This window comes from Thermococcus nautili, from assembly GCF_000585495.1.
In the GTDB taxonomy this organism is placed as follows: Archaea; Methanobacteriota_B; Thermococci; order Thermococcales; family Thermococcaceae; genus Thermococcus; species Thermococcus nautili.
Map to the genome: position 1 here is coordinate 1,169,991 of NZ_CP007264.1, position 25,228 is coordinate 1,195,218.

General features: G+C 55.5%; 25 protein-coding genes. 17 read left to right on the forward strand and 8 right to left on the reverse strand.

The genetic code is table 11. The annotated features are described in order from the left end of the window. Nucleotides 1-53 precede the first annotated feature (53 nt). From BD01_RS06435 to BD01_RS06465, 7 genes are all read left to right on the forward strand, one after another. Nucleotides 54-1,034, forward strand: coding sequence for an ABC transporter permease (locus tag BD01_RS06435; RefSeq protein ID WP_042691096.1), 981 nt, complete (start codon nt 54-56; stop codon nt 1,032-1,034). Nucleotides 1,035-1,036: 2 nt separating this feature from the next. Next, nucleotides 1,037-1,969 (forward strand): ABC transporter permease, encoded by a 933-nt coding sequence (locus BD01_RS06440; RefSeq protein ID WP_042691097.1) that lies wholly within the window; start codon nt 1,037-1,039, stop codon nt 1,967-1,969. Between the two features lies 1 nt (nt 1,970). Beyond that, nucleotides 1,971-2,942 (forward strand): ABC transporter ATP-binding protein, encoded by a 972-nt coding sequence (locus tag BD01_RS06445; protein ID WP_042691099.1) that lies wholly within the window; start codon nt 1,971-1,973, stop codon nt 2,940-2,942. Beyond that, nucleotides 2,939-3,904 carry an ABC transporter ATP-binding protein gene (locus tag BD01_RS06450; protein ID WP_042691101.1) on the forward strand — a complete coding sequence of 322 codons (966 nt, stop codon included), beginning with the start codon at nt 2,939-2,941 and terminating at the stop codon, nt 3,902-3,904. The genes BD01_RS06445 and BD01_RS06450 overlap by 4 nt, the downstream gene beginning before the upstream one ends. Nucleotide 3,905: 1 nt before the next feature. After that, nucleotides 3,906-4,886, forward strand: coding sequence for a glucosamine-6-phosphate deaminase (gene glmD / locus BD01_RS06455; RefSeq protein ID WP_042691102.1), 981 nt, complete (start codon nt 3,906-3,908; stop codon nt 4,884-4,886). 5 nt (nt 4,887-4,891) lie between these two features. Further along, complete coding sequence (glmA, locus tag BD01_RS06460; RefSeq protein ID WP_042691104.1) at nt 4,892-7,237, forward strand: exo-beta-D-glucosaminidase; 2,346 nt, start codon at nt 4,892-4,894, stop codon at nt 7,235-7,237. Between the two features lie 318 nt (nt 7,238-7,555). Beyond that, complete coding sequence (locus BD01_RS06465) at nt 7,556-8,416, forward strand: cation diffusion facilitator family transporter (protein ID WP_042691105.1); 861 nt, start codon at nt 7,556-7,558, stop codon at nt 8,414-8,416. Nucleotides 8,417-8,455: 39 nt separating this feature from the next. On the opposite strand, the gene mfnA is transcribed toward BD01_RS06465, so the two are convergent. The 3 genes from mfnA to BD01_RS06480 are packed head-to-tail and all read right to left on the reverse strand — an operon-like array spanning nt 8,456 to nt 11,060. After that, nucleotides 8,456-9,607, reverse strand: coding sequence for a tyrosine decarboxylase MfnA (mfnA, locus tag BD01_RS06470; RefSeq protein WP_042691106.1), 1,152 nt, complete (start codon nt 9,605-9,607; stop codon nt 8,456-8,458). Between the two features lie 33 nt (nt 9,608-9,640). Then, entirely contained in the window at nt 9,641-10,813 is a 1,173-nt protein-coding gene (locus tag BD01_RS06475) for a cation:proton antiporter (protein ID WP_042691108.1), read from the reverse strand. Nucleotide 10,814: 1 nt separating this feature from the next. After that, complete coding sequence (locus tag BD01_RS06480) at nt 10,815-11,060, reverse strand: TIGR00304 family membrane protein (RefSeq protein WP_042691110.1); 246 nt, start codon at nt 11,058-11,060, stop codon at nt 10,815-10,817. A gap of 78 nt (nt 11,061-11,138) precedes the next feature. On the opposite strand from BD01_RS06480, the gene BD01_RS06485 reads away from it, so the two are divergent. The 3 genes from BD01_RS06485 to BD01_RS06495 are packed head-to-tail and all read left to right on the forward strand — an operon-like array spanning nt 11,139 to nt 14,408. Beyond that, nucleotides 11,139-11,834 (forward strand): HAD family hydrolase, encoded by a 696-nt coding sequence (locus BD01_RS06485; RefSeq protein WP_042691112.1) that lies wholly within the window; start codon nt 11,139-11,141, stop codon nt 11,832-11,834. After that, on the forward strand, nt 11,806-12,429 hold the full coding sequence (locus BD01_RS06490) for a diacylglycerol/polyprenol kinase family protein (protein WP_042691114.1): 624 nt from the start codon (nt 11,806-11,808) through the stop codon (nt 12,427-12,429). The genes BD01_RS06485 and BD01_RS06490 overlap by 29 nt, the downstream gene beginning before the upstream one ends. A 38-nt stretch (nt 12,430-12,467) precedes the next feature. Beyond that, the gene (locus tag BD01_RS06495; RefSeq protein WP_156927392.1) at nt 12,468-14,408 is read left to right on the forward strand and encodes an alpha-amylase/4-alpha-glucanotransferase domain-containing protein; all 1,941 of its coding nucleotides are present in this window, start codon (nt 12,468-12,470) and stop codon (nt 14,406-14,408) included. On the opposite strand, the gene BD01_RS06500 is transcribed toward BD01_RS06495, so the two are convergent. The 5 genes from BD01_RS06500 to BD01_RS06520 all read right to left on the reverse strand — a co-directional run bounded on the left by BD01_RS06500 (nt 14,405) and on the right by BD01_RS06520 (nt 18,999). Then, on the reverse strand, nt 14,405-15,055 hold the full coding sequence (locus BD01_RS06500) for a DUF257 family protein (RefSeq protein ID WP_042691118.1): 651 nt from the start codon (nt 15,053-15,055) through the stop codon (nt 14,405-14,407). The two genes, BD01_RS06495 and BD01_RS06500, sit on opposite strands and share 4 nt — an antisense overlap. Nucleotides 15,056-15,255: 200 nt before the next feature. Then, nucleotides 15,256-16,170 carry a tRNA-5-methyluridine(54) 2-sulfurtransferase gene (ttuA, locus tag BD01_RS06505; protein WP_042693227.1) on the reverse strand — a complete coding sequence of 305 codons (915 nt, stop codon included), beginning with the start codon at nt 16,168-16,170 and terminating at the stop codon, nt 15,256-15,258. Between the two features lie 72 nt (nt 16,171-16,242). After that, entirely contained in the window at nt 16,243-16,872 is a 630-nt protein-coding gene (locus BD01_RS06510; RefSeq protein WP_042691120.1) for a DUF257 family protein, read from the reverse strand. Beyond that, on the reverse strand, nt 16,862-17,467 hold the full coding sequence (locus tag BD01_RS06515) for a DUF257 family protein (RefSeq protein ID WP_042691122.1): 606 nt from the start codon (nt 17,465-17,467) through the stop codon (nt 16,862-16,864). Before BD01_RS06515 ends, BD01_RS06510 begins: the two co-directional genes overlap by 11 nt. Nucleotides 17,468-17,535: 68 nt before the next feature. Next, on the reverse strand, nt 17,536-18,999 hold the full coding sequence (locus BD01_RS06520; RefSeq protein WP_042691124.1) for an NAD(P)/FAD-dependent oxidoreductase: 1,464 nt from the start codon (nt 18,997-18,999) through the stop codon (nt 17,536-17,538). Between the two features lie 157 nt (nt 19,000-19,156). On the opposite strand from BD01_RS06520, the gene BD01_RS06525 reads away from it, so the two are divergent. The 7 genes from BD01_RS06525 (at nt 19,157) to BD01_RS06555 (ending at nt 25,218) form a co-directional block, all read left to right on the forward strand. Then, entirely contained in the window at nt 19,157-19,696 is a 540-nt protein-coding gene (locus BD01_RS06525; RefSeq protein WP_042691126.1) for a CBS domain-containing protein, read from the forward strand. A 9-nt stretch (nt 19,697-19,705) separates the two neighbouring features. Next, nucleotides 19,706-20,851, forward strand: a complete 1,146-nt coding sequence (locus BD01_RS06530) for a cation:proton antiporter (RefSeq protein WP_042691128.1) — start codon at nt 19,706-19,708, stop codon at nt 20,849-20,851. Between the two features lie 173 nt (nt 20,852-21,024). Then, nucleotides 21,025-21,378 carry an IS1/IS1595 family N-terminal zinc-binding domain-containing protein gene (locus tag BD01_RS11480; RefSeq protein WP_042691130.1) on the forward strand — a complete coding sequence of 118 codons (354 nt, stop codon included), beginning with the start codon at nt 21,025-21,027 and terminating at the stop codon, nt 21,376-21,378. 271 nt (nt 21,379-21,649) lie between these two features. Continuing rightward, a complete protein-coding gene (locus tag BD01_RS06540) occupies nt 21,650-22,084 on the forward strand; it encodes an IS1/IS1595 family N-terminal zinc-binding domain-containing protein (protein ID WP_156927393.1) in 435 nt (144 codons plus the stop codon). Between the two features lie 265 nt (nt 22,085-22,349). Beyond that, entirely contained in the window at nt 22,350-22,988 is a 639-nt protein-coding gene (locus BD01_RS06545; protein WP_042691132.1) for a DUF257 family protein, read from the forward strand. A gap of 3 nt (nt 22,989-22,991) precedes the next feature. After that, nucleotides 22,992-24,458 carry a methyl-accepting chemotaxis protein gene (locus BD01_RS06550; RefSeq protein ID WP_042691133.1) on the forward strand — a complete coding sequence of 489 codons (1,467 nt, stop codon included), beginning with the start codon at nt 22,992-22,994 and terminating at the stop codon, nt 24,456-24,458. A 4-nt stretch (nt 24,459-24,462) separates the two neighbouring features. Further along, on the forward strand, nt 24,463-25,218 hold the full coding sequence (locus BD01_RS06555) for a hypothetical protein (RefSeq protein WP_042691135.1): 756 nt from the start codon (nt 24,463-24,465) through the stop codon (nt 25,216-25,218). The last annotated feature ends 10 nt before the right edge of the window (nt 25,219-25,228 follow it).

Here is a 25,228-nt window from a genome sequence, read left to right on the forward strand (position 1 = left end):
GCCCCCTTTTTCCTTTCTCTTATCCTGACAATCAACGCGGTGGAGGGTAGACAATGGGGTTCAAGAAGTACCTCGCGCGCAAGACCTTCGTGTATGGAATTACTTTCATATTTGCCGTGACCCTCAACTGGTTGCTCCCGAGGCTCATGCCCGGAAACCCGATTGAGGCAATGATGTCCAAGAGCGGTGCCGTTAACGACGCCCTGGTTAAGTTCTACGAGGAGCTCTACGGCTTAAACCAGCCCCTCTGGAAGCAGTTCGTCAACTTCTGGGTCAGCCTCTTCCACGGAGATTTGGGCTACAGCATGCTGTACAACGCCCCAGTTTCGAGTATAATCAGGCACGCCCTCCCCTACGATATAGCAATCCTCCTTCCTGCAATCGTTCTGAGCTGGCTTGTTGGAAACTGGCTCGGTGCAATCGCGGGTAAGAACAAGAAGTATGACAAGTACACGATGCCGATATTCTACTTCCTCGCGAGCATGCCCTACTTCTGGTTCGCGATGATTCTCGTCTACGTTATAGGTGTTAAACTCGGCTGGCTCCCCTATTCTGGCGCCTACGCGCCGGATTTGGTGCCGAGCTTCTCCTGGACGTTCATCAAGAGCTTCCTCTCCCACTGGATTCTGCCCTTCCTGAGCCTGTTCATAGTCATGATTGGTAGCTGGGCAATTGGAATGCGCAACATGATAATCTACGAGCTCGAAGCAGATTATGTCCGCTACCTCGAGGCCCTTGGTGCGAGCGAGAAGCTCATGACCAAGCACGCCTACAGGAACGCAATCCTGCCCCAGGTAACAGGACTGGCCCTTCAGCTCGGAATGATGGTAGCTGGAGCGATTGCAACGGAGATAGTCTTCAACTACCCCGGAATCGGCGTGCTCATAATGAACGCGGCACTCAACCAGGACTACTTCCTCCTCCAGGGGGCGTTTCTCATCGTCGTAATCTCAGTCCTCGCGGCCAACTTCCTGATTGACATAGTCTACGCCTTCATAGACCCGCGCGTCAGGGCGAGCTACACGGAGGGTTGAAGATGGCGAGGAGAAACAAGTTCGAGGTCGTTAGAATCGCCTTCAAAAACAGGAAGTTCCAGTTCGGCTTCGGCCTTCTGGCCTTTTTCGTGATATTCGCCCTAATCGGCCCGCTCTTTACGCCCTTCGCGTGGGACGGCCTCTACTACGAGAAGGTCGGTGGAATAAAGATAGCCTCCTACGGCGAGAAGACCCTTCCGCCGATGAGCCACGAGGTCATAACGACCTACACTGGCAAGGAGGTTGAAGTCCTCCACATCCTTGGAACGAACATCAACGGTCAGGACCTCTACGCGAGGCTCGTCTACGGTCTGAGAACGAGCCTGTGGATAGCGTTCCTCGCGGCAGTCATCGGAACGATACTCGGAATAACGATAGGTCTCGTAGCCGGCTACAAGGGGGGCTGGGTCGACGAGCTTCTCATGATGTTCACCAACATAATGCTCGTCATCCCCTCGATAGTGCTCCTCATCCTGGTCGCCGCTTACCTCTCTGCAAGAACTCCCGGCATTCAGGCGGTCATCATAGGTCTCACAGGCTGGCCCTGGGTCGCGAGGGCCGTTAGAAGTCAGACCCTTTCGCTCAAGAACAGGGAGTTCGTCCACCTCGCGAAGCTCGCCGGGCTGAGCGACTTCAAGATTATCTTCACCGAGGTAATGCCGAACATGATTTCCTACATCTTCATGGCCGGAATCCTGCAGTTCAGCGGTGCAATCCTCGCCTCGGCGACCCTCGACTTCATAGGCCTCGGGCCGACCACGATGGTCTCGCTTGGAAACATTCTCCAGAGGGCCATAGCCTACAACGCCCTCCAGTTCGGCTGGTGGTGGTGGTTCATCCCGCCGGGACTCATTATAACCCTCATCATCACGGCGTTGTTCTTCGTGAACATCGGCCTTGAAGAAGTGTTCAATCCGCGCCTCAGGAGGGAGTGAGATGGCAATGCTCACCGTTGAAGACCTTAAAATCTACTACTCAACGCCCCTCGGCCACGTTAAGGCCGTTGACGGGGTTTCCTTTGAGGTTAGGGAAGGAGAAGTCTTCGGAATAGCCGGCGAGAGCGGTTGCGGGAAGTCAACGCTCGTCCACTCCCTAATCCTCAGGAAGCCCCCGATGGTGCACATGGGCGGTAAGGCCCTCTTCAAGGGCAAAGACCTCATGACGATGAGCCCAAAGGAGTCCAGAAAAATCCGCTACACCGAGCTCTCAATAATCCCCCAGTACGCGATGAACGCCCTCAACCCGACGAAGAAAATCAAGGACATCGTGTGGGACTTAGCTAGGGAGCACGGCTACACCGATAGAAACGAGATTGAGAAGCTCCTCCGCGAGAGGCTTGAGATGGTCAAGCTCTCCCCCAAGGTCGCCGAGATGTACCCCGTCGAGCTGAGCGGTGGAATGCGCCAGCGCGCGACGATGGTTGTCTCGACCCTTCTCAACCCCGACCTGCTCATCGCGGACGAGGTCACCTCTGCCTTAGACGTCACGACCCAGCGCGTCGTCATTGAGCTCCTCCATCACTTCATGAAAGAGGGAATCGTCAAGTCCATCATCTTCGTCACCCACGACTTAGCGTTGCTCGACAAGATAGCCGACAGGATAATGATAATGTACGCGGGCAAGGTCGTCGAGATAGGTCCGACCGACGAAGTCATCAACGAGCCGAGCCATCCCTACACCCAGCTTCTCCTCAACTCCCTGCCGAGGATGGGGGTGCAGTACAAGAGGCAGAAGCTCAAGGGAATCCCCGGTTACCCGATTAGTTTGCTCAACCCGCCGAAGGGCTGTCGCTTCTACACGCGCTGTCCCTACGCCCTCGACAAGTGCCCGCACGTCGAGCCGAAGCTCGTGAAGGTGGGCGAGGAGCACTACGCGGCCTGCCATCTCCTCGGGGGTGAAAGCCAATGAGCGAACTTTTGAGGGTCGAGCACCTGACCAAAATCTTCACCTCCGGCTTCATCGGTGGCTTTGAGATTAGGGCCGTTGACGACGTCAGCTTCACCATACGGAAGGGCGAGATAGTTTCCCTCGTTGGTGAGAGCGGTAGCGGAAAGACCACCACCGGAAAGCTCATTCTCCGCCTCATCCAGCCTACATCTGGCAGGATACTCTTCGAGGGTAAGGATATTCTCCAGATGAGCAAGAACGAGCTCAAGAAGAACTACTACCGCCAGGTTCAAGCCGTCTTCCAGGACCCCTTTGCGAGCTTCAACCCGCTCCACCCGATTGACAGGGCCTTCGACCTGATATTCGACTCCTACCTCCCCGACGTTAGCAAGGGCGAGCGCGACGAGATGATTGACAAGGCCCTCATCCAGGTCGGCCTCAATCCTGACCAGATTCGCGGAAAGTTCCCCCACCAGCTCAGCGGCGGCCAGCTCCAGAGAATCCTCATAGCGAGGGCCTTACTGCTGAAGCCGAAGCTCCTCATAGCTGACGAGGCCGTTTCGATGCTCGACGCCTCGACGAGGATTGACGTCCTAAACTTACTCGGCGACTTCAGGGACAAGTACGGAACCTCGGTTCTCTTCGTAACCCACGATTTGGCTCTGGGCTACTACATCAGCGACACGACCATCATCATGTACCGCGGGACGATAGTGGAGATGGGGGACACCGAGAAGGTCTTCCACAACCCGCTCCACCCCTACACCCAGATGCTCCTTGAGAGCGTCCCCGATTTGAACGTCAAGTGGGAGTTCAAGGGAATCGAGCCCGAAAAGGAGGAGGGAACCGTTTATTCTCTCCAGGGCTGCCGCTACGCCCCGAGATGCCCCAAGGCCAAGGAAATCTGCTTCAGAACCCGTCCCGAGCTCCACGAGGTTGAGAAGAACCACTGGGTTGCCTGCCATCTTTACGGAGGTGAGTGAGATGCACTCGACGATTAGGGAGATTAGGAAGACTCCAGAGGGAATAATGAAGGCCCAAAAGGCCTTTGAAGATTTCATAGCCAATCACGACTTCCGGTTACCGAGAGAGATAGTTTACACTGGCTGTGGCAGTTCACACTTCCTGTCGCAGCCGCTGGCCATGGCAACCACCCGCCTCGGGGGCAGGGGAGCGGCCCTCCCCTGCTCCGAACTTCTTTATTCGCGCGAATGGTACAGCATAGGAAACCCCGAGCTTCTGGTGGCAATCTCGCGCTCCGGGGAAACGACTGAAGCTATTAAAGCCCTAAAAGCCCTTGACGTCCCCAGGTTCGCTCTCACGGCCTACGAGAGCACCCTTTCGAGGGAAGCGGACTACGCGCTAATCGTTCCCGCCCACGAGGAGAGCGTCGTCATGACTCACTCTTTCCCGGCCTTCTACTTCGCCTACCTCCAGCTGCTCCTTCACTCGTACGGGAAGGAAACCTTGGACGCCGGGCACGTATCTTCCCTCACCGATGACGTGCTAAAGAACGAGAACCACGTGAGGGAGATTGTGGAAGGCTTTGACTTCAGGAACGTCATCTTCCTCGGCTCGGGGATACTCTATCCAATAGCCCTTGAGGCCATGCTCAAGATGAAGGAAATGGCCCTCTTCTGGAGCGAGGCTTACCACACCTTCGAGGTCAGGCACGGCTTCAAGTCCATAGCGGACGAGGGAACGCTCGTCGTCCTCCTCGTGAACGAGCCCTTCGACTGGCACGAGAAGCTGACGAAGGAATTCCAGGGGCAAAAGGCCAGGGTTCTCACCGTCGGAAGGCGCGACACCGGGGCAGACTACTTCATTAAAATCCCCGAACTGGACGAGCTTGCAAGTCCAGTCCTCTACCTCCCGATAATTCAGCTCCTCGCCTACTACAAGGCCGTATCGCGCGGTTTGAATCCGGACAATCCAAGGTTCCTCAGCAAGGTGGTCAAGTGGTGATGGTGATGAAAGTTGGCCACGATGGTAAGACTTACCTACTGGATGGGGAGCGCTTCCAGGTCTACGGGGGAACGCTCCAGTTCTTCAGAGTCCCAAGGGAGAGCTGGAAGGAAAGGCTGGAGAGGATGAAGAGGCACGGCCTCAACACGGTAGACACCTACGTCGCCTGGAACTGGCACGAACCCGAGAAAGGGAAGTTCGACTTCACCGGCGAGACGCACCCCCAGAGGGACTTAATAGGCTTCCTTGAGCTGGCAGATAAAGTCGGCCTGAAGGTCATCATAAGGCCCGGTCCCTACATCTGCGGCGAGTGGAGGAACGGCGGAATACCTGAGTGGCTCATCGATGAGCATCCAGAAATCCTTGCGAAAGGCCCCAACGGACCCCTGCCGAGGGACATCTACTACCCCCCGATTACCTACCTCCACCCTACATACCTCAAGGCCGTCTCTGAGTGGTACGATGAAGTTCTCCCGATAATCAGGGACTACCTCTACACCAACGGCGGGCCGATAATAAGCGTCTCCATAGACGACGAGCCGTCCTACTGGGAGACTATCTTCCAGCCCTTCCTCACCGACTACAACGAGGTCATCACCCGTCCGGGCGGCCTGTGGGAGGAGTGGCTTCGCTCCAACTACTCCCTCGACGAGCTGAGCGAGCGCTACGGAACGCCAATAAGTGATTACTCCGAGGTCTACGCGCCGGCGAGCGAGAACGAACCCCTGCCAAAGATACTTGACTGGCACCACTTCAAGATATGGATGACCAACCGCTACGTGGAAATCCTCTACGGGCATCTAAAGCGCTACATCGACGTCCCGATAAGCATCCTCGACCCCTACCTGCTCCTCGCGGCCTGGAGACACTTCTACCGCTACGTTAAGAAGAGAAACCTCGACATCCACCTCTGGACAGAGTTCTGGTACTCCTTCTACCGCTCCTTCGACCTGAAGGAAGACAGGCTCGGCCACATCTACTACAAAACCGGGGTCTACCGCTTCTACCAGAGGAGGCTCGGAACGCCGCCCCTCAGCATAGAGACGCAGGTTTCCCTCGCCCACACCATCGAGCCCGATGAAGCGGAGCACCTCTACTCGCTGATAGCCTCGCTCGGAATCCACAACATCAACTACTACCTCTACGTCGGCGGTGAAAATCCAAAAGGCTACGAGTCCCACAACGGCGTGACCTGGGACGTCTACTCGCCGATAGGCCTCGACGGGAGCGAGAGGCCCCACGTTGAGCCGATAAAGTGGCTCGGCGAGTTCCTGCTCAACAACCCGGACTTCGGCAATGCCGAGCTGAGGCCGAGGGTGGCTTTCGGAACCTACGAGCCCTATGAGGCGGTCTCGACCTTTGGCCTGAGGAAGGGCATGACCGAGAGCGTGAACCTCAACGAATACCTCTTCGGTGAGAGGGGCCTCTTAACGCTCCTCGCCATGAGCAACGTCCCCTTCGACGTTCTTGACCTTGAGGAGACGAGCGTTGAGGAGATGCTCTCCTACGGCCAGCTCTGGGTGTACAGCCTCGATTTCATGTCCCGAGAGGTCCAGGACAAGTTAGTTGAGTTCGTTGCGAGGGGCGGGAACCTCGTAATCCTGCCGATGCTTCCATATCTCGACGAGAACATGAAGCCATACTCCGCCCTCGCCGAGTTCCTCGGCGTCGAGGTTGAGAGGGCCGAGGCGAGGGACAACGTGAGGCTGATTCAGTTCACGAGCGTCGAGAGCGAGGGAATAGACAGAATGCTCGTCAGAAACACCGTCAGAGAGGTCAAAGGCGGCGAGCCGTTCGTCTTCCACTACGGCAGGCCGGTCGGAACGCTCGTTAGGAAGGGGAAGGGAAGCGCAATCGTGCTCGGCTTCAGGCTCCAGTACTACAACAGCTACCACGACCTCCACAGGAAGTTCGTTGACAAACTGCTTGAGATGCAGAACGTGAAGAGGGACTTCGAGGTCACGGACAGGGACATGATAGCGATTCCGCGCGGCAACTACCTCGTCCTGCTCAACCCCAGAGGCCACAGGGTCTTCGGAAAAGTGCGGTACAGGGGAATCGAGGTTCCCCAGCTCCTCGACGGCATCGAGATGGAGAAGCGCGGTGCTCTCTTCCTGCCCTTCGGCGTTAGAGTCGGAGACGTTGAGGTGGTCTACGCAACGGCCACACTCCTCAGTGGGGACGGAAAAACGCTCCGCTTCAGGAACCACCTGAGCGGTTCCAGCGAGGTCGCTTTGCGGGGCGTTGAGGAAGTCAAGGCGATTGAGGGTAGAATCGTGGACGAGAGCTTTGAGAACGGAATCCTGAGGGTCGTCGTAGAGCATGATAATGAGTTCGAGCTGGGCCTCTGACTCCACTGCCTCCTTCACTTTTTGCTTTTGAAACCTTTTTAAGGCCCCTCCTCCTATTTTTCCCCGCGATGATGAGTGATGGGCGAACCGAAGGGTGAGGAAGGAAAGGTGATCGCTGAGCAACCCTTTTAAGCGCCCGTTCCAACTTTTTTCGGGATGATGAGTTCAGCCTTGTCCGAGCTGTGACGAGGGAGTGACGGACTGACCGCCACTTTTTTAAATTAGACTAATTGAATTCGAAAACCTAATAACCTTAGGGGGCTGAAGGGAATTAGAAAGGTTTAAATATTTTGTGCATATGCACAAAAAGGTGATACGATGGAGGAGATTTACAAGCCCATATGGGTCAGCATAATCGGCAACGTCCTCCTCGCGGTTATCAAGCTCATCGTCGGTTTCCTATACTCGAGCATAGCGCTGATTTCGGACGGCGTTCACTCCCTCAGCGACGTGGTAACGAGCGTCGCCGGCTACTTCGGCATAAAGGTGGCGTCAAAGCCTCCTGATAAAGACCACCCCTTCGGCCACTCCCGCTTCGAGCCCCTCGTGGCCTTTCTCATCGGTGAGGCCCTGCTCGTTGTTGCCTATGAAATCGGAAAGGACTCCCTGCTGAGGCTCCTCCACGGCGAGACGATAGAGGTTAACTCGGTAATGCTCGGGGTCACGGTGGTGTCAATCCTCGCGAAGGAACTGATGTTCCGCTACTCCGTCTACGTGGGCAGGAAGCTCAACAGTCAAATCCTTATTGCCGACGCCTACCACCACAGGAGCGACGTTTTGAGCAGTGTCGCGGTTTTAATCGGCCTCGGCCTCCAGAAGTTCGGCTTCCAGTACGGCGACGCTTTGGCCGGCCTCGTCGTCGCGGTCTTCCTCGTTAAGGTTTCGCTTGAGATAATCCTTGAGAACGTCGGCTACCTGACCGGAAGGGCGCCCTCGTTCGAGGTCTGCGAGGAAATCAAGAGGCGCGCGCTGAGCGTGCCCAACGTCCTTGGAATCCACGATTTGAGGGCCCACTACGTTGGGAACAGGCTCCACGTCGAGCTCCACATCGAGGTTCCTCCAAACCTGTCCCTGAAAGAAGCCCACGACGTCAGCGAGGAGGTGAAGAAGAGGATAGAGGAAATCCCCGAGGTCGAGAGGGCCTTCGTTCACGTAGACATCAAGGGGGTTACGGAGTGATTTCACACTTTTAGTATCGCGATATTAAATCCTGCGTTATTAACCCTGCACAATCTCCCTCAAATCCCTCAAAAACTCCTCCAAGTGCCCCCGCCTCACGTGGGGCATCAGGACAATTCTGATGTAGCCCCTGTGCGCGCTGATTCCCCAGCCCCTCCTCTTCAGCTCCTCCTCGACCCACTCAAGGTTCTCAGTGCCGAAGGAGACGATGTTGAGAACCGGCTCGCGGATGAGGTAAACGCCCGGTATCTTCTTCAGCTCTCCCGCGAACCACCGGCTCAGCTCCATGGCCTTCCTCACGATTTCCTTGTAGCCCTCGAAGCCGAGGTGCTTAATCATCGCCCAGACCGCTAATGCGTTTGCCCCGGGCCTCGTTCCCGTTATAGTGGCCTGCCATATCCTTCCTCCTGCTAAGTAAGGGGCCAAAACGCTTATCGCGTCTATATACTTCTTCTCGCGGAAGATTATCCCGCCCGCTGGAATCGGCACCATGCCCATCTTGTGGGGGTCTATGGTTACGCTCTTCACGCCTTTAAGCCGGAAGTCAAAGTCCGGGATATCGTAGCCTAAAGCCTTCGCGAAGGGAATGACGAAACCGCCAAATGCCGCATCGACGTGGAGCGGAAGCCCGTAGTCCAGAGCTAAATCGCTCAAAGCGGGTATGTCGTCAACCACCCCGAGGCCCGTCGTTCCCGCTATTCCGACGATTCCAATAGTGTTGTCCGTAATCTTCTCCTCTACGTCCCTCACGTTGACGGTGTAATCATCGTTCAGCTCCGCCCAGACGAGTTTAACTCCGAGCATCTCGCCGGCCTTGATGAAGGAGAAGTGGGCGCTTTTCGGAAGAATCAGCTCCGGCTTTTCCACCTCCGCTAGGTTGCGGAAGGCCCTCACAGCCAGGATGTTGGCCTCTGTTCCGCCGGAAACTATGTGTCCGTAGCCCCTTTCGAGGCCGAGTAGGTTTGAGAGCATCTCGACGGCCTCTTCCTCGACTTTACGGCTCCCCGTGTGCAGGCCGGGGTCGCCGAGGTTCCTGTCTATGAACTCCGTGATGATTCTAACCGCGAAGGGATGTGGATACGTGCACATCGAGCCGAGAATCTTCCCGGAGTCGAAGGTCAGGTCTTCGGCAGTCTTCAGCCGTAGCTCGTCGAGCACTTCATCCTCGTCCGCTCCCCTCTCTGGAAACATGCTCTCACCTGGGGGCGGTAGGGTTCGTTGAATTTAAGCTTTTACCTTTTCGATATACTTCTTAAAGAATATTGGTGTCGTCAGCGCCGTCAGCATCGAGACCGTTACGACGCTTGCGAAGAGGGCTTGGTCTATTATTCCACTGCTGAGTCCGAAGGTGAGTATCGCGAGCTCAAGGCTTCCCCTTCCGCCCATTCCTATGCCGACGGTGATGGAATCGTCCCAGCTGAGGCCCGAGAGCTTCGCGCCGAGACCGCACCCGAGGAGCTTTCCGAGGACTGCCGAGAGGTAGAGGAGGCCTATGAGGGTTGGGTCGAGGGCTTTCACGGGCGGGTTGAAGACGAGACCGACGTAGATGAAGAACAGCGGTATGAAGAACTCGGTGAGGACGACCTGGAGGTCTTCAATCAGCTCGTTGAGCTTAATCCTCGTGACGACGAGCGGGTCTTTCCTCTCGCGAAGCCTGCTTATTGTGAGTCCCGCTAAGTAAGCCCCGATTATCTGGTTGAGGCCGACCCACTCCGCTATTATGGCCAGGGTGAAGGTGAGGATGAGCGTGAAGGTGAAGAAGACGTTGAGGTTCCTGACTATGGAGTAGAACCACTTGGCCCGCTTGAAGACGAGCTCCGAGACGAGGAGGGTGAAGGCTATGAAGGCGAATATCTTGACCGTCAGGATTCCAAAGGAGACGGCGTCGAGGCCTCCCTTCGTCATACCGGTTATTATACCGATGAGGTAAACCGCGACGATGTCGTCAACGAAGGCCGCACCCATGAGAATCGAGGAAACCTCCCTCTTCACCCTCTCCTTGACGAGGACACCGCTCGTGACCTCTATCGCGGTGTTTCCGAGGGTCGCGCCTATGAATATGGCCGCGGCTATTCCCTTTCCGAAGGCGTAAACCGTGAGGAAGCCGAAGAGGAACGAAAAGGCAACGCCGAGGATTGCCACCAGAACGGCCTTGCCCGTGTTCTGGGCTATCGCCGAGAAGTTGCTCGTCAGGCCCATGTAAAGCATCATCATTATGAGTCCGAACTCCGCTAAAACTTTGAGCTCTTCCCCCGGCTCAACGATTCCAAGGATGAAGGGCCCGAGGAGTATTCCGGTAACCACGTGGGCTATTATGGGGTGTATCTCAATCCTCTCGAAGGCCCACTCGAGGCTCTTTGCAACGACCAGGAGAAGGGCGAGGTAGCCGAGGTACACTTCATCCCCTCCTCGCCAGGAGAACCCCTGTTATCCAGAGGAGCATGAGGACGAGCGCGATTACTGAGGCAACGGTTACCGCGCTTTTGCTCGTACCGAATACGATGGGTATCGGGCCAATCATTATCACTCCCCCGCCCTCGACGTCGCCGCTCCCGAGGGCTGAAATAAGCGTCCCCAGAAACACTAACAGAAAGCCGATGAGTATCAGCACTATTCCCGCTCCGATGAGAACTTCTCCCTTCATCGGCGTGAAGTTGAGGTTCCGGTTTTTAAACTTTCCCGCCCACCGGAAGGGTTTAAAGAGTTCCCTCCAACTCCTAACATGCTCGTGCTCGTTGACCTCGACGATACCCTGTGCAACACGTGGGAAGCTGGAAAGAGGACGATGCTCCACGCGATTCCTTTCCTCCTGCGCAGGGGCAAGCTCAGGGCCCTTCTCTACCTCCTGACTGCCAAGTACCGCGGTCTTGAGGGTTCAAAAAAGCTCCACACCCTTGACCTTCACGAGCTCGTTGAAGAGCTTTTCAGGAGGATATACCCCAAAATAACCGAGGAGGAGCTTGCCGAGCTATCCTCATTCGTGGAGGAGCACTTCTTCAGGTATCTCCGGCTTTACGATGATGCCCTGCCTTTCCTTCGAGGCCTTCGGGAGCTCGGTGCGAGGGTCGTTCTCGTCACTGACTCCTCCACGAACTGGCAGAGGAAGAAGCTTGAGGTGCTCGGGATAGGGGCTTACTTCGACGACGTAATAATAAGCGGTGAAACCGGCCACAGCAAGTTTGAGGACTACAACTTCCGCCTCGCCCTGAAGAGGTTCCCGGACAGGGAAGTCTACGTCGTCGGCGACCGCGACGAGACTGACATGGCCGGTGCGAGAGCCCTCGGTGCCGTCGGAATACTGGTGAGGAGGGGCTACTTCAGCGGAAGAAAGGTCAGGAATGCCAACTATATTGTCAGGAACCTTTATGAGGCCCTGGAGGTGATTAAACGTGAGCATCAAAAGAGAGCTGAAGCGTAAGGCCCTTCACATCACCGGCCTGACGGTTCCGACCGTTTACCTGCTCCTCGGGAAGACATACACGCTCACCTTTGTGGGAGTCGCGTTCATCCTCTTCGTCGTTCTGGAGCCTTTCCGTGTAATCGAGGAGTGGAGAGACCGGATAAAGGAGAAGCTGAACCTCTACGTTTCTCCAGAGGTCGTGGAGAAGATAGAACTCCTCGAAAACCACATCAACGACATAACGCGCGAACACGAGAGGAACCGGGTTGCGGCGCACATCTACTTCGCCGCCGCGTCTTTCATAGTGGTCTACTTCTTCCCCGAGGAGGTTGCCATAGGTGCGATAGCACTCGCCACCCTCGGCGACGCGCTCGCGGCGATAATCGGGAAGACCTTTGGCAGGCACCGCTTCTCCAACGGGAAGAGCGTCGAGGGAAGCCTCGCCTACTTCATTACCGGAATGGCGCTACTGACTCCCCTCGTGGGTCCGGTTCCAGCCTTCGCGGGTTCGCTCGCCGGAACGATAGCGGAGTTCTACAACCTCCCGCCGGACGACAACTTCTCCAACCAGCTCGCGGTGGCGCTCGCGCTCTACCTCTTCCTCCAGCTCTGAGGGAAAAGGTTATATCACCTTAGGTGATACTGGTACTGGTGGGGGGCGTGAAGTTCATATTCGGAATCCACAACCACCAGCCCCTCGGGAACTTCGGGTGGGTGTTCGAGAGCGCCTACGAGAGGGCTTACAAACCGTTCCTTGAGACGCTCGAAGAGTATCCAAACATGAAGGTTGCCGTCCACTACTCCGGCCCGCTCCTGGAGTGGATAGCCGACAACAGGCCAGAGCACATCGACCTCCTCAAAAGCCTCGTGAGGAAGGGTCAGGTCGAGATTATCGTTGCCGGCTTCTACGAGCCGGTTCTGGCGTCCATCCCAGAGGAAGACCGGGTCGAGCAGATTAACCTTCTGAAGGACTTTGCGAGAAAGCTCGGCTATGAGGCGAAAGGTCTCTGGCTGACCGAGAGGGTCTGGGAGCCCGAACTCGTGAAAACCCTGCGGAAGGCGGGGATAGAGTACGTCGTCGTTGACGACTACCACTTCATGAGCGCCGGCCTGCCGAAGGAGAGCCTCTACTGGCCCTACTACACGGAGGACGGCGGTGAAACTGTGGTGGTCTTTCCGATTGACGAGAGGCTCCGCTACCTGATTCCCTTCCGTCCGGTGGAGAAGACGATTGACTACCTCCACTCCCTCGACGACGGCGACGAGAGCAAGGTCGCGGTCTTCCACGACGACGGTGAGAAGTTCGGCGTCTGGCCCGGAACCTACGAGTGGGTTCACGAGAAGGGCTGGCTCAGGGAGTTCTTTGACAGGATTTCGAGCGATGAGAGGATAGAGGTTCTCCTTTACTCCGAGTACCTGGGGCAATTCAGGCCAAGGGGCCTCGTCTACCTGCCGATAGCTTCCTACTTCGAGATGAGCGAGTGGTCCCTACCGGCAGAGCAGGCGAGGCTTTTCGTCGAGTTCGTGAACCTGCTGAAGGCCGAGGGGATTTTTGACCGCTACCGCGTCTTCGTAAGGGGCGGAATCTGGAAGAACTTCTTCTTCAAGTACCCCGAGGGCAACTACACCCACAAGAGGATGCTGATGGTCAGTAAACTCGTGAGGGACAACCCCGAGGCGAGGCGGTTCCTGCTGAAGGCCCAGTGCAACGACGCCTACTGGCACGGCGTCTTCGGCGGAATCTACCTCCCGCACCTCCGCAGGGTCGTCTGGGAGAACATCATACGGGCGAACAGCTACGTTTCCACTGGAACGTTCGTCCGCGACATCGACTTCGACGGCCACGAGGAGGTCTTCATCGAGGGAGAGAACTTTTACTACTCCTTCAAGCCCGGCCTCGGCGGTTCTCTCGTCGAGCTGAGCTCGAAAGAACGGGCAGTTAACTACGCCGACGTCCTGGCAAGGCGCTACGAGCACTACCACTCCACCGGAAGCGCCGTCCCGGAGGAAGAGGGCGACGGTGTCGAGAGCATTCACGAGCTTTCGGGCGAGGTTCCGGAGGAGATTAGGAAAGAGGTCGCCTATGATTCAGTCAGGAGGGTGCTCCTCCAGGACCGGTTCCTGAAGCCTGAAACGACCCTCGATGGCTTCAGGCTGAACCGCTACAAACCTTTAGCTGACTTCGCCGGAAAGCCCTACTGGTATTCGCTCGACGGAAACGAGCTGAGGCTCTGGAGGAATGAGGGAGACTTCTCGGTCGTCAAGGTCTTTAGACCCCATGAGAAGGGCTTCACCGTTGACTACACCGTCTCGGGAAGGGGGACCTTCGCGGTCGAGCTTAACGTTGCGGTCCACAGCGTGATGGAGACGCAGGGGGAGCTGGAAGGCTCGAGGGTTGAAGTGAACGACCGCTACGCCGTCGGGAGGTTTTCCATTGAGCTCGATAGAAAAGCGAGGATGTGGAAGTTCCCGGTAAAAACGCTGAGCAAGAGCGAAAGCGGGTGGGACTTCATTCAGCAGGGAGTGAGCTACACCTTCCTGTTCCCGCTCGACGGGGAGCTGAAGTTCAGGCTCTCCTTCAAAGAACGCTAGACCCTGAGGGAGACCCCCTCCATGTCCTTTCTTATTGACTTGACGACGTTGAATTCCGTCATTCTTCCCAGGGACGATACCCGGATGACCGTCGTGGCAACGTCTTCTAAGAGCCCCAAGAGAAACTTTCTGCTCTCATCTAGCAGGGACGTCTTGATGAAGTGAACCGCCAGTCTGTTCTCGTTTCCAACGTATTGGGATAGGAGGCTGAGAAGCAGGTGAACGTTTTTGGGCGCTACCTCTGAAGTCGCGAAGAGCTTCTCGATGCCCAAGGCTATCGTTAGAACGGGTGCATTTTCCTCAACAAACTTCTCATACGCCTCTCTGAACTTCCCCACGAGTATAACCGGCTCGCTGAGGTCGCTTATCCAGGCGATTACCTTTCCGGTCTTTATCTTCCCGCCTATCTTTATGACGTTAACGTTCTCAAACGTCTCCCCATCGAAGCCGGCCAGCTTGGCCTTGGCCTTGAGGAGGTGGAGGGAATCAACAACGTCCACAACGAGGATTGTGTAACCCTTGGAGAGGCCCCAGGTTATGAGCTGGTGCATGCCAAAATACTGGTCTTTAACGTCCGTTCTCTCTATCAGAACTATTTCCCCGGGTTTCAGGGAGTTCCAGAGCCCGGTGATGATGTCGCCGAGCATGCGACCACCCCTTTGGTAACTTTGGGTTAGTTTATATCGCCGGGGGTATATAAACGATTCGAAATACCACCGCAGGGGGCTAAATGAAAAAGAAGGCCCGTTTGCAAGCCGTTACTCCCCTCTAACGGTTCACGCCCTCAACCCTCGCGTGAACCTCGGATAGGGTGGCCCTCATCACGGCTCAGGGCCCGAAAGTCTCCTCATCGGTTCAGCCTGAAGTCTATCGGCTTCTCAAGCCTCCAGAACCTGCAGAACGAACAGACATCACCGCTCGACGGCATTCCGCAGACTCTGCACTCCCTCAGCTCGGCCTCCTGGAGTTCGGCCTCGAAGAGGTGCTTCTTCCGCAGGAAGCCCTTGACGAAGTTGATTTTCGTTCCGGGCCTCTTCTCCTCCATCCCGTTGAGTATCTCCTTGTACTCAATCGTCGTCGCTCCAACGGCGTGCGGACACTCCTCCATCATGTAATCGATGCCGTTGGCGAGGGCGTATGCAACAACCTCCCTCTCGGTGACCTCGTAGAGCGGTTTGACCTTCTTCACGAGCTTGCCGTTGAATTGACTCGGCGTCACCGGTCCCTGCTTCGCCAAGTACTGCGTGTTCCAGTGCATCATGTTCGAGAAGATGAAGCTCGCCTCGTCGTCGAGGTTGTGGCCGGTCGCTACGGCATCGAAGCCGTTGTCGTAGGCGAACTTGTTGAATATGTACCTCTTCGTCAGACCGCAGTAGGAGCACGTTGGTCTTCTCGTCCTGACCTCGCCGATTCCCTTCCCGAGGAGTTCCCTAACGCGGACGATGTGGAGCGGAACACCTAAGGCCTCGCACTGCTTTTTAGCATAGCTCTCGCTCTTCTCGCTGTACTCGCCGATGCCGAGGTTTATGTGAAGGCACTCAATGTTGTAACCGAGCTTCTTGAGGATGTAAGCGGTAACGGCCGAGTCCTTTCCGCCGCTGACGACGACCAAAACCCTCTCGTCTGGCTTTAGCATCTTGTAGCGCTCTATCGTCCGCTTGACCTTTCTCTCGAAGTATTCTTTGAAGTGCTCCGGGCAGAGGTACATTTTTGGGTAGTGGAGCTTGATGAAGGCTGGTTTCTCACAGAACTTGCATCTCATCGGCATTCTTTCCACCGGAAATAGAAGAGAGGGGTGGCTTTTAACGTTAACCTTTGGCCTGTTCGATGAGCTTCAAACCTGCTTTTTAAATCCCAAGTTCAGCTCTATCCCTTCCTCCTCCATCTCCGGCGATTTCAGGACCCGGAGATTTCTTTTTCCTGTGAAGCAAAGAACCCTCGTAAAGGCTTCCTCGAGGAGGGCCAAGTAAATTCCTTCCGTCATCTCTCTGTTGACGAAGTAAAAGGTTATCCGCCGGGGGTTCCCTAAGAAGGCTGATGCCATGTTTGAAAGCATGAGTATGAAGTTTCTGTTTCCATTTTGGAGGGGGACGAGCCTTTCGGGATTCATTATGACCGTGACCGTGAAGTCGCTTTTGGAGTAAACTTCGCGTATCTTCCTGCTGAACTTGCTCAGGAATATCCCCGGGTCTTTGTGGGGGTCAATCTCCAGTATTATGTTGCCCCAGTCGGAAACGCCTCCGGCCTTTATCCTCGTCACGTTTTCCGGAACACTGAGGCCCGAGAGTCGGAGCCACCTCACCGCAGGGACGCTTGAGTCTATTACGTCAACTAACAGAACCCTGTCCCAGCCGTACTTCTCGCCTATCGCGTAGAATGCAAGCGCATGCATTGACAGGGAGGTGTGCTCTATGAGAACGCTCTCTCCGGGTGAAACTTTGGAGAGGTAGTCGTTAAAGTTCATTCACCATCACCCCCGGCGACTTCAGAACGCGGACTTCCCTGCCCCTCACCCTCAGCACGTAGTCTGAATCCTGTTCCAGTCCCTTCCTGAGGTACTCCGAAGCAACGTCCGTGTTAAGGAAGAGAAAGCTTGTCCTTCCTTTGATGGACAGGTACCTTCTCGTTACGGTTTCAAAGTATCTCTCCAGCTTCGGAGGGTCGTCTATGAACGTGAAGGAGAACTTCTCCATTCCAACCACTATCGTGTGGTCCCTTGACTCCTTTGGAACCTTCTTGGCCAGCTGGCCGTAGGTTGCCAGGTGGTAGTCAAAATCCTCGATGACCTCAACGTATCCCAGAACTTTCCCGACCTCAACCATGCCCCTTTCCTTTATCACGGGGATGTCATCAACGCTCAGGTCTATTCCTTCGAACCGCAGGTTTTGAAGGAAGACGTGAAGGGTGTCCCCGATGTCCACTATCAGGGGCGTGATTCCCTTCTCCCTCCATCCGTTGAGAACCTCAAAGAACGTCAGCTCAGGGTGGCCCGTTGCAGGATACTCGACGAGGAGAACGCCCTCTGTGACGTTTAAGAGGGTATCTATGATGTGAGTCATGACCTTCACCGTTTTGAATTAGTGCTTGGTGCATAAATACCTTTTCAAACTTCAAAGAAGGGGGGAAGTTAGCTAAGGGCCTCTATTCTCTCCTTCCAGTTGCCAGGCTTCCTGAAGTCTTTCTCCGTGTATAACCCTTCTTTCTTGAGTATCCCCCTCGCCGCCAGAAGTCCGGTAGCGGCCGCGTTGACGATGTCCCTGCTCAAACCGGCTCCGTCGCCAGCGGCAAAGATTCCCTCGATGCTGGTCTCAAGGTTCTCGTCGACCTCGACCTTCATGGCGTAGTACTTGATTTCCGGCGCGTAGAGGAGCGTGTGGTCGCTGGCAACGCCGGGCAGAACCCTGTCAAGCTTCTCAAGACCCTCTATGATGTTCGTCACAACGCGGTGCGGTAAAGCCATCGCTATGTCGCCGGGCGTTACGTTCTTCAGCGTCGGCTCGACGTCGCTCCTCCTTATCCTCGCCCACGTGCTCCTCCTTCCCCTCCTTAAATCCCCGAGGCGCTGAATCAGGGGTTTTCCACCGCCTATCGTTGTTGCCAGCTGAGCTATGCTCTTGCCGTAGGCCGTCGTGTCCTCAACCGGCTCGGTGAGCTCTATCCTGCTCAGGAAGGCGAAGTTGGTGTTGTTGCTCTTCTTCTCGTGCATCGAGTGGCCGTTTACACCGACGTAGCCGTCGTAGCGCTCCTCGACGACGAAGCCGTTCGGGTTGGTGCAGAAGGTTCTAACGAAGTCGTCGTAGGTGTCGGTGTAGATGTGGAACTTGGGGTCGTGGTTTATGCTCGTTATGGGCTCCATGACTATCGCAGGAACCTCGACGCGGACGCCAACGTCAATCGGACCGTGACGGGCCTTGAGGCCTATTTTCTGAGCCACCTCGTGGAACCAGTCCGCCCCACCCCTGCCGGGGGCGACGATGATGTACTTCGCCTTAATCTCGAAGACGTCCTTTCCGCGCCTTACCTTCACCCAGCCCTTTCCGAACTCCAGGGCCTTCGTCCAGAGGAGGAACTCCACACCTTTGCTCTCGAGGTGCCGCTTGATGTCGTCTATGACGTCGGGCGTCCTGTCCGAACCGATGTGCCTCTGGATTATCGGGATGAACTTGACGCCGGCCTGCGCCGCCTTTTGCTCCCAGTATCTAACCTGCTCGGGGTCGCCCTTGTAGAGGTTCCTCGGGGCTTTATGTTTCAGAAAAATCTGGTCGACCTCCCAGACGAGCTGCCAGGCGTAGTTCTCGTCGTTGGTCAGCTCGCTTAAATCGCCTCCGATGTCCGGGCGGAGGTTTATCGTGCCGTCGCTTAATCCGCCGGCTCCTCCAACGCCGCTCATTATGTGGCAGGGCTTGCACTCTATGCAGTAGCCGAGCTCGAACATGGGGCAAACTCTCTGCTTGACGTCGCCACCTTCGTCAATGACGAGAACGCTCAGGTCGCTCTTTTCAGCCAGCTCGTAGGCCGCGAAAAGCCCGGCCGGGCCGGCTCCGATAATAACAACGTCGTAGAACCTTTCGCCTCCGTTTCCGGAAACCATATTTCCCTTGCCGAGTTCTATGGGTTCCCCCTTAAAAAGTTTTTGGCAAGTTTTTGGTTAATTAATCCTTATTTTTGTTGATTTTTTGACTTTTATCTGTCAAACAATAACCGAAGCATTTAATACCCCCTGCGAGAACTCATTGGAACGTGATAGCATGGAGCGTCCGCTGAGAATTAAGGCCAAAAAGGCTAGGGTTCTCCACACAAAGAAGAAGCTCCTCAAGCTCAAGCGCAAGGAGGAGCTCAGCCACAACATCCGCTACATCGGTAAGGTTCCCGTTGATATAGTCATGGACCGCGATTTTGTCAGGGTTAAACCGACGGATTCTCTGGCGGCTCTAATCTCCCTTCTTCGCGACGAGGAGAGCTCTGCCGTCGTCGTGGACGATTCGGGAAGGCTCGTCGGCTTCGTTACCATGAAGGACATACTCCACCTCTTCGCCCCGCCGAGGCATCACTCCGTCGTTGGCCTCTCGCTCCTCAAGCGCTACTCCATCAACAGGGCCACGAGCGTCGGGGACGTCATGGTGACGAGGCCGATAACGGTTCGTTCCGGCGACACGCTCGGCCACGCTATAGAGGTCATGCTCGAGAGCGGAAAGCACCACCTCCCCGTCGTTGACGATGAGAACCGCGTCGTCGGATTACTTGAGGTCAAGGACATAATACGACTTATAAGACTCGTTTCGCTGTGAGGTGTTAGAATGGACCCCTTCCTGGAGCTCGCTTTAATCCTCGTAACCGCAAAGCTGTCCGGCTATCTGAGTTCCAGGGTGGGCCTTCCATCGGCGATGGGCCAGATAATTGGAGGAATCCTCATTGGAGTCAGCTTCCTCGATTTGGTGACCTACGGGGAGGGGATAAGGTTAATCTCGGACATCGGCGTGGTGATGCTCCTCTTCTTGGCCGGGCTTGAGACCGACATCGAGGAGTTCAAGCGTGTTGGGCTTCCTTCCTTCGTGATTGCTTCCCTCGGTGTAATCGTTCCCTTCGTCTTCGGCTACGCCCTCGCGGTCGAGTGGGGCTATCCCAAGATGGAGGCCCTCTTCCTTGGGGGCGTGATGACGGCCACGAGCGTCAGCTTGACCGCCAACGTGCTCCTTGAGATGAAGCGTCTCCGTTCAAAGGTCGGCTCGACGATTTTAGCGGCGGCCGTCGTTGACGACGTCCTGGGCATAATCATTCTGACTATTCTCGTCGCCATGAGCACGAAGGGGACGGTTTCTCCCCTCGACGTTGGGGTTATCCTCGCCGAGGTCTCGGCGTTCTTCCTGCTCAGCTACCTCCTCGGCAGGGGAGTGATAAAGGGAGTCCTCCGCTCGTCCCACAGGATAAACCTTCCCGAGACCGTGACGAGCATCGCGATAGTTATAATGCTCCTCTTCGCCTACCTCGCGGAGCGCTTTGAGATAGCGGCCATAACAGGCTCTTATTTAGCGGGCGTTCTCGTTGCCGGGAGCGAGGACGCGAAGAAGATAACCGACAAGATGATAACCCTCGGCTACTCGCTCTTCATCCCCGTCTTTCTCGTCGGCGTTGGGGCCGAGACGGACGTTAGGGTTCTCCTCGTGGCGGGTTCCTTCACGCTCCTCTATTCCCTCCTGGCGGTAATCGGAAAGGTTCTCGGCTGCGGCGCCGGTGCGCTCCTTACCGGCTTCAGAAAGCTTGAGGCACTTCAGATAGGCGTTGGAATGATTCCGAGGATGGAGGTGGGTCTCATAATGGCCAACATCGGCCTCGCCGAGGGCGTTCTGACCCCGGGAAGCTTTTCCATAGCTATAGCGATGGTTCTTGTGACGACCCTCGTGACGCCGCCGCTGCTTAAGGTGGTTTTCTCGGCAGGCCGCTGATTCTTCCTATGACATTGGTCATTTATGTTACGTTTTGACCGTTGAAGCTCCGTGTTGGTTACAAACCTTTATAAATTCTTGTTCGATAACTCAGTTATCGGGGGGTGATGTTATGGAGGCGAGACTCGTTGGTGAGCTCTCACTCATCATGAGAACTTCAGAGAGGGGAATACTTGAGGCAATCAGAAGGGTGCGGCTTCGGCCTCGCGTGTCCGGCCTGCGGTTCGAGGGAAGTGGTTAGGATAGGCTACGTTGGCAGGGGAAGCTTTAGAGTCCAGCGCTTCCAGTGCAGGCGCTGTGGCAGGACGTTCACTGAACTCGAGGGTACTCCCTTCAAGGGCGTCCACGACCCCAAGGCCCTAGTGGCGGTTGCTTACCTGCGCCTCAGGGCAGGTCTCAGCGAGTCCAGTATAGCTAGGCTCCTCGGGATTCCGTATCCAACTGTGAGGCGGCTGTCAAGACGAGTGCTTGAACACAAGGGCTTCATGGAGCGGCTGCTGGACGTGTTACTGGAGGCTCACATCTGAACTTCCTGAAGAAATACTGTTTAGTGTTCCACTTTATTTATTCCCTGTTTCGACTTTTATATGCCCATGGTTTCCTGTTCTTTCAGCTCTTGTTGTTGAGTTCTACGCTTGGTTTGAACGTTGAATTCCCCACATTTTTTGAATTTGCGTTCGTTTCGTTTTGTTAATAAAGAAATTGGGTCACTTAATTCGAGATTCTGTTATTTAAATGTTCCAAAAAATTGCAATAAAACCTAAAAAATGTAAACTTAAGCTCGGCTTGGTGGAGAGCGTGAGAGGGGGAGAGGTTTTAAGGGCGCTGAGGCGAATCCTTGCTACACCAGAGGAGATAATTGTAATGAAGGCATCGGCTATAGCCCCGCCGAGATGTCCGGACTGCGGCTCAACGTCCCTGGTAAGAATAGGGGGAGTCATCAAAGCGAACGGTCTAAGAGTTCAGCGGTTCAGGTGCAGGGTCTGCGGTAGAACCTTCACCGAATTGGAGGGGACTCCATTAAAGGGACTCCATGACATTCGTTTTGCCCTAGTAGTTGCGTATCTCTTTTTATGTCTTGGAATGGAGCCGAAGATAATAGCCAGAGTGACGGGGCGTTCTTATTCTACTGTGATTAGACTGGCAAAGCGGGTGAAGCAACATGAAACTTTTTTCAGGGACCTATTGGTTTCGTTGGGTGTTACTTTGGGAACAGAGTGTTACCTTAAATAACAAATTTTGTTGAGCTTCCTTTGAAATTCATTTTTGTGCCGTGCATGTGCATTGCTTCTGTCCATGATGGTTAAAACTTCGACGTTTTGTGGGTTTATCCTCGAACTCTTAAACATATTTTGGCAGTATTTTCTATTTGTTCTATATTGTAAAATTTTTAGCCTATTTTGGCGATATTTGGATGATTTTTATAACAAAAATATGCAAAAATGCTTAAAAATGTTACATCCTACTCAAAACCATCAAGAGGGGAGGGTGATGTGACGTGGGAATAGCGGAGATAGTGATGACCCGAAGGACGAGTGCCCTTGTTGAGCACACCTCCGAGGACATCGTGGGGTACGCCTTCGTTAAGTTCCTGAAGGAGACCATGGACCGCTACGACGGCTCTATGGACGTTGTTGTCACCGACTTCGTTGATGCACTGCCGGTTTACCTCTATCAGGCAGAGCTTCTCGGCTTGGACGTTGACTTCATCGGCAACATCTCAGTAATCAAGGTCGGGGGCAAGATAAACGTTGGAAACGTCCTCTACAAGGTGCCAATATCTCCCTACCCGGTTTACAAGACCCGCTACGAGGATGCGCTCTCAAAGATAGTCGAGAGCAGGGCCGGCAGGGTTCAGCTCAACGTACAGCTCGGCATCGAGATGGTCATGAACCTCTTCGACAGGAAGGAGCTGATTGAGCAGATACACGACATCGGCAGGCAGATAATCCAGAACAAGGACGTTATCAACGTGGTCTTCGTCAACGTCGAGGCCGTTGAGCGGGCTTCCTCCGAGGCCCTGCCCCTTCTGAGGGTGATGTTCCCCATGGTTCTCCAGCTCAGGGGCGGGGGTGAGACGTTTACCGTGAGAAAGAGTGTCTTCCCGAGACTCAGGGGAATAAGCGGGGAGGTGTGAGCAATGAACTTCCGGCGGAAGCTCCTCCTCTCCATTGCCCTTCCCCTCGTCCTCGTGCTTGTGAGTGCAATCCTCACCCAGCAGTTCGCCATGAGGGAGCTCACGAAGTCCCTGTCCTCGTCGGGGGCCTCTGTGCAGTCCGCCCTCAGCTCCCACGAGCAGGTTCTCTGGATGAGCGTGGGGATAATGGCCCTTACCGCCCTCGTCTCGGGAGGAATCGCCTACAGGTTGATGGGTTCTGCCCTCGAACCGGTCGTCGAGGTGACGCGCGTCGCCGGTGCAATCTCAGAGGGCCGGCTCAAAGAGGCTGAGAGGATGATAGAGAGAATCCGCTACCACGAGAGGGACGAGATAGGCCGGCTTCTTGACGCTTTTAGAGTCATCTCAACCGACGTCCTTGAGACGCTTGAGCTCATCGCGGAGAGAATGGAGAAGCTTGCTGAGGGTGACATTTCGGAGGAGCTGACCGCCCATGCCAAGGGAGATTTCGAGGAGATTCTCAACTCAATGCGCTCCGCGATAGGAAACCTGAAGAACCTGATGGTAACGGTTAAGGAACTCGCCACGACCCTTGAAAACCGCGCTGACGAGCTCACCCGCATTACTGCGGAGATAAGCGAAGCTGTAAACCAGGTCGCCGAGGCGATAAGCCAGGTAAGCGTCGAGGCCCAGAGACAGCAGGAGAGCATAACCATGGTGATGGACAGCGTCAATCTAACGGCTGACCTGACCCGGAAGACCCTGGATGCCGTTGAGGAGTTCAGCGGTGTCGTCAGCGAAGTTCTCAGCATAGCGAGGGAAGGTGAAGAGAAGGGGGACAGGGCGATATCCCAGATTGAGCAGATTCAGAGCTCTATGCGCTCCATAAGCGAGGCCGTTTCAGAGGTCGCCGACAGGAGCAGGCGGATTGACGAGATAATAAACGCAATCAGCGCAATAGCTGAGCAAACCAACCTCCTGGCGCTCAACGCGGCGGTGGAAGCGGCCCGGGCAGGAGAGCTCGGAAAGGGATTTGCGGTCGTTGCAGATGAGATTAGGAAGCTCGCCGAGGAGAGCAAGCAGGCAGCGGAGAGGATAAAGAGCATCGTCAACGAGATTCAGGACAAGGTGGAGAACGCGGTCGTCGAGACCAGAAACGGCTCCAGGGTTATAGACGAGTCGGTGGACTTCCTGAGGGAGACCGTTGGATACCTCGTTAACATCGGCGAGCTCCTGAGGGACGTTGAGGAGCGCTTCTCCGAGCTCAAGTCCGAGATAGAGCGGACGAGCGAGGAGGTTGACGAGGCCAAGAAGGCCCTTGAGAACCTCGCCGCGAGCGCCGAAGAAACAACCGCCAGCGCCCAGCAGGTCAGCGCGAGCGCCCAGGAGCAGGCCTCCGCCCTTGAGGAGGTCAGGAGGAACATCCTTGACCTGAGGAAGATAGTCGGCGAGCTCAGGGGTGCCGTGGACTTCATAAAGGTGGAGGCCTGAGAACATGGAGCGCGTTGTTGGTGTCAACGTGATAAACGAGCTCATTGGAGGAAGCATGGAGAACGGCTCCGTGATGTCCATACTCTACGACGCCTATTCCCTAGGCTGGGTACTCGGCTTTGAGGTTTTCAGGGCCCTCCTCGATGAGGGCTTCTTTGGTGTTATCCACAATTATTCCCTTCCCGTCCCAAGGCTCGTCTCCAGGGCTTCCTTTGTGGGTTTAAACATCCCAGAGCTCGCCAAGAAGGATTCTCTAAGAATCGTTGACATCTTTGGTTCCAGGTACGGCATTCCCCCCGCTGATTCGTACGTTATCAAGGTGGACAACCCTAGCGAGGACACGCTGACGCCCAAGATAGAGAAGGTCTACCGGGACGTTATATACCCCGTCTCGGGGGGCAGGGGTATAATCAAGCTAATCTACACCCTGGATGGGGCAGTTATAATGTTTGGTGAGCGGCCGACGCTCAGGCTCCTCAACTCGGAGGTGGCCTTCCTCGCAAGGGAGTCCGTCAGCAGGAGAATTTCAACGATACTCCTCCTCAACACGGACGTTGTCTCCGAGCGCCTCGTTGCGTGGGTTTCGAGCATTTCAGACACGATGGTCGCCTTCAGGTCCAGCATAAGGGAAGACACGCTCGTTGAGAGAATGCTCATACTCAAAACACCGAGCCCGAGCTTCGAGCCGACGACTTACGAGTTCCGGCTCTCAACGAGGAATGGCAAGGTTCACCTGCTCCACTTCGAGAGGCTCAACTAGCTCCGCCAAC

Bases quoted from the DNA above. Each gene is read 5' to 3' on its own strand.
- BD01_RS06435 (WP_042691096.1), top strand. From the start codon at position 54: ATGGGGTTCAAGAAGTACCTCGCGCGCAAGACCTTCGTGTATGGAATT.
- BD01_RS06465 (WP_042691105.1), top strand. From the start codon at position 7,556: ATGGAGGAGATTTACAAGCCCATATGGGTCAGCATAATCGGCAACGTC.
- ttuA (WP_042693227.1), bottom strand. From the start codon at position 16,170: ATGAGATGCAAGTTCTGTGAGAAACCAGCCTTCATCAAGCTCCACTAC.
- BD01_RS06480 (WP_042691110.1), bottom strand. From the start codon at position 11,060: ATGAAGGGAGAAGTTCTCATCGGAGCGGGAATAGTGCTGATACTCATC.
- BD01_RS06510 (WP_042691120.1), bottom strand. From the start codon at position 16,872: ATGAACTTTAACGACTACCTCTCCAAAGTTTCACCCGGAGAGAGCGTT.
- BD01_RS06440 (WP_042691097.1), top strand. From the start codon at position 1,037: ATGGCGAGGAGAAACAAGTTCGAGGTCGTTAGAATCGCCTTCAAAAAC.
- BD01_RS06450 (WP_042691101.1), top strand. From the start codon at position 2,939: ATGAGCGAACTTTTGAGGGTCGAGCACCTGACCAAAATCTTCACCTCC.
- glmD (WP_042691102.1), top strand. From the start codon at position 3,906: ATGCACTCGACGATTAGGGAGATTAGGAAGACTCCAGAGGGAATAATG.
- BD01_RS06530 (WP_042691128.1), top strand. From the start codon at position 19,706: ATGGACCCCTTCCTGGAGCTCGCTTTAATCCTCGTAACCGCAAAGCTG.
- BD01_RS06445 (WP_042691099.1), top strand. From the start codon at position 1,971: ATGGCAATGCTCACCGTTGAAGACCTTAAAATCTACTACTCAACGCCC.
- BD01_RS06555 (WP_042691135.1), top strand. From the start codon at position 24,463: ATGGAGCGCGTTGTTGGTGTCAACGTGATAAACGAGCTCATTGGAGGA.
- BD01_RS06550 (WP_042691133.1), top strand. From the start codon at position 22,992: ATGAACTTCCGGCGGAAGCTCCTCCTCTCCATTGCCCTTCCCCTCGTC.
- BD01_RS06500 (WP_042691118.1), bottom strand. From the start codon at position 15,055: ATGCTCGGCGACATCATCACCGGGCTCTGGAACTCCCTGAAACCCGGG.
- BD01_RS06515 (WP_042691122.1), bottom strand. From the start codon at position 17,467: ATGACTCACATCATAGATACCCTCTTAAACGTCACAGAGGGCGTTCTC.
- mfnA (WP_042691106.1), bottom strand. From the start codon at position 9,607: ATGTTTCCAGAGAGGGGAGCGGACGAGGATGAAGTGCTCGACGAGCTA.
- glmA (WP_042691104.1), top strand. From the start codon at position 4,892: ATGAAAGTTGGCCACGATGGTAAGACTTACCTACTGGATGGGGAGCGC.
- BD01_RS06485 (WP_042691112.1), top strand. From the start codon at position 11,139: ATGCTCGTGCTCGTTGACCTCGACGATACCCTGTGCAACACGTGGGAA.
- BD01_RS06520 (WP_042691124.1), bottom strand. From the start codon at position 18,999: ATGGTTTCCGGAAACGGAGGCGAAAGGTTCTACGACGTTGTTATTATC.
- BD01_RS06525 (WP_042691126.1), top strand. From the start codon at position 19,157: ATGGAGCGTCCGCTGAGAATTAAGGCCAAAAAGGCTAGGGTTCTCCAC.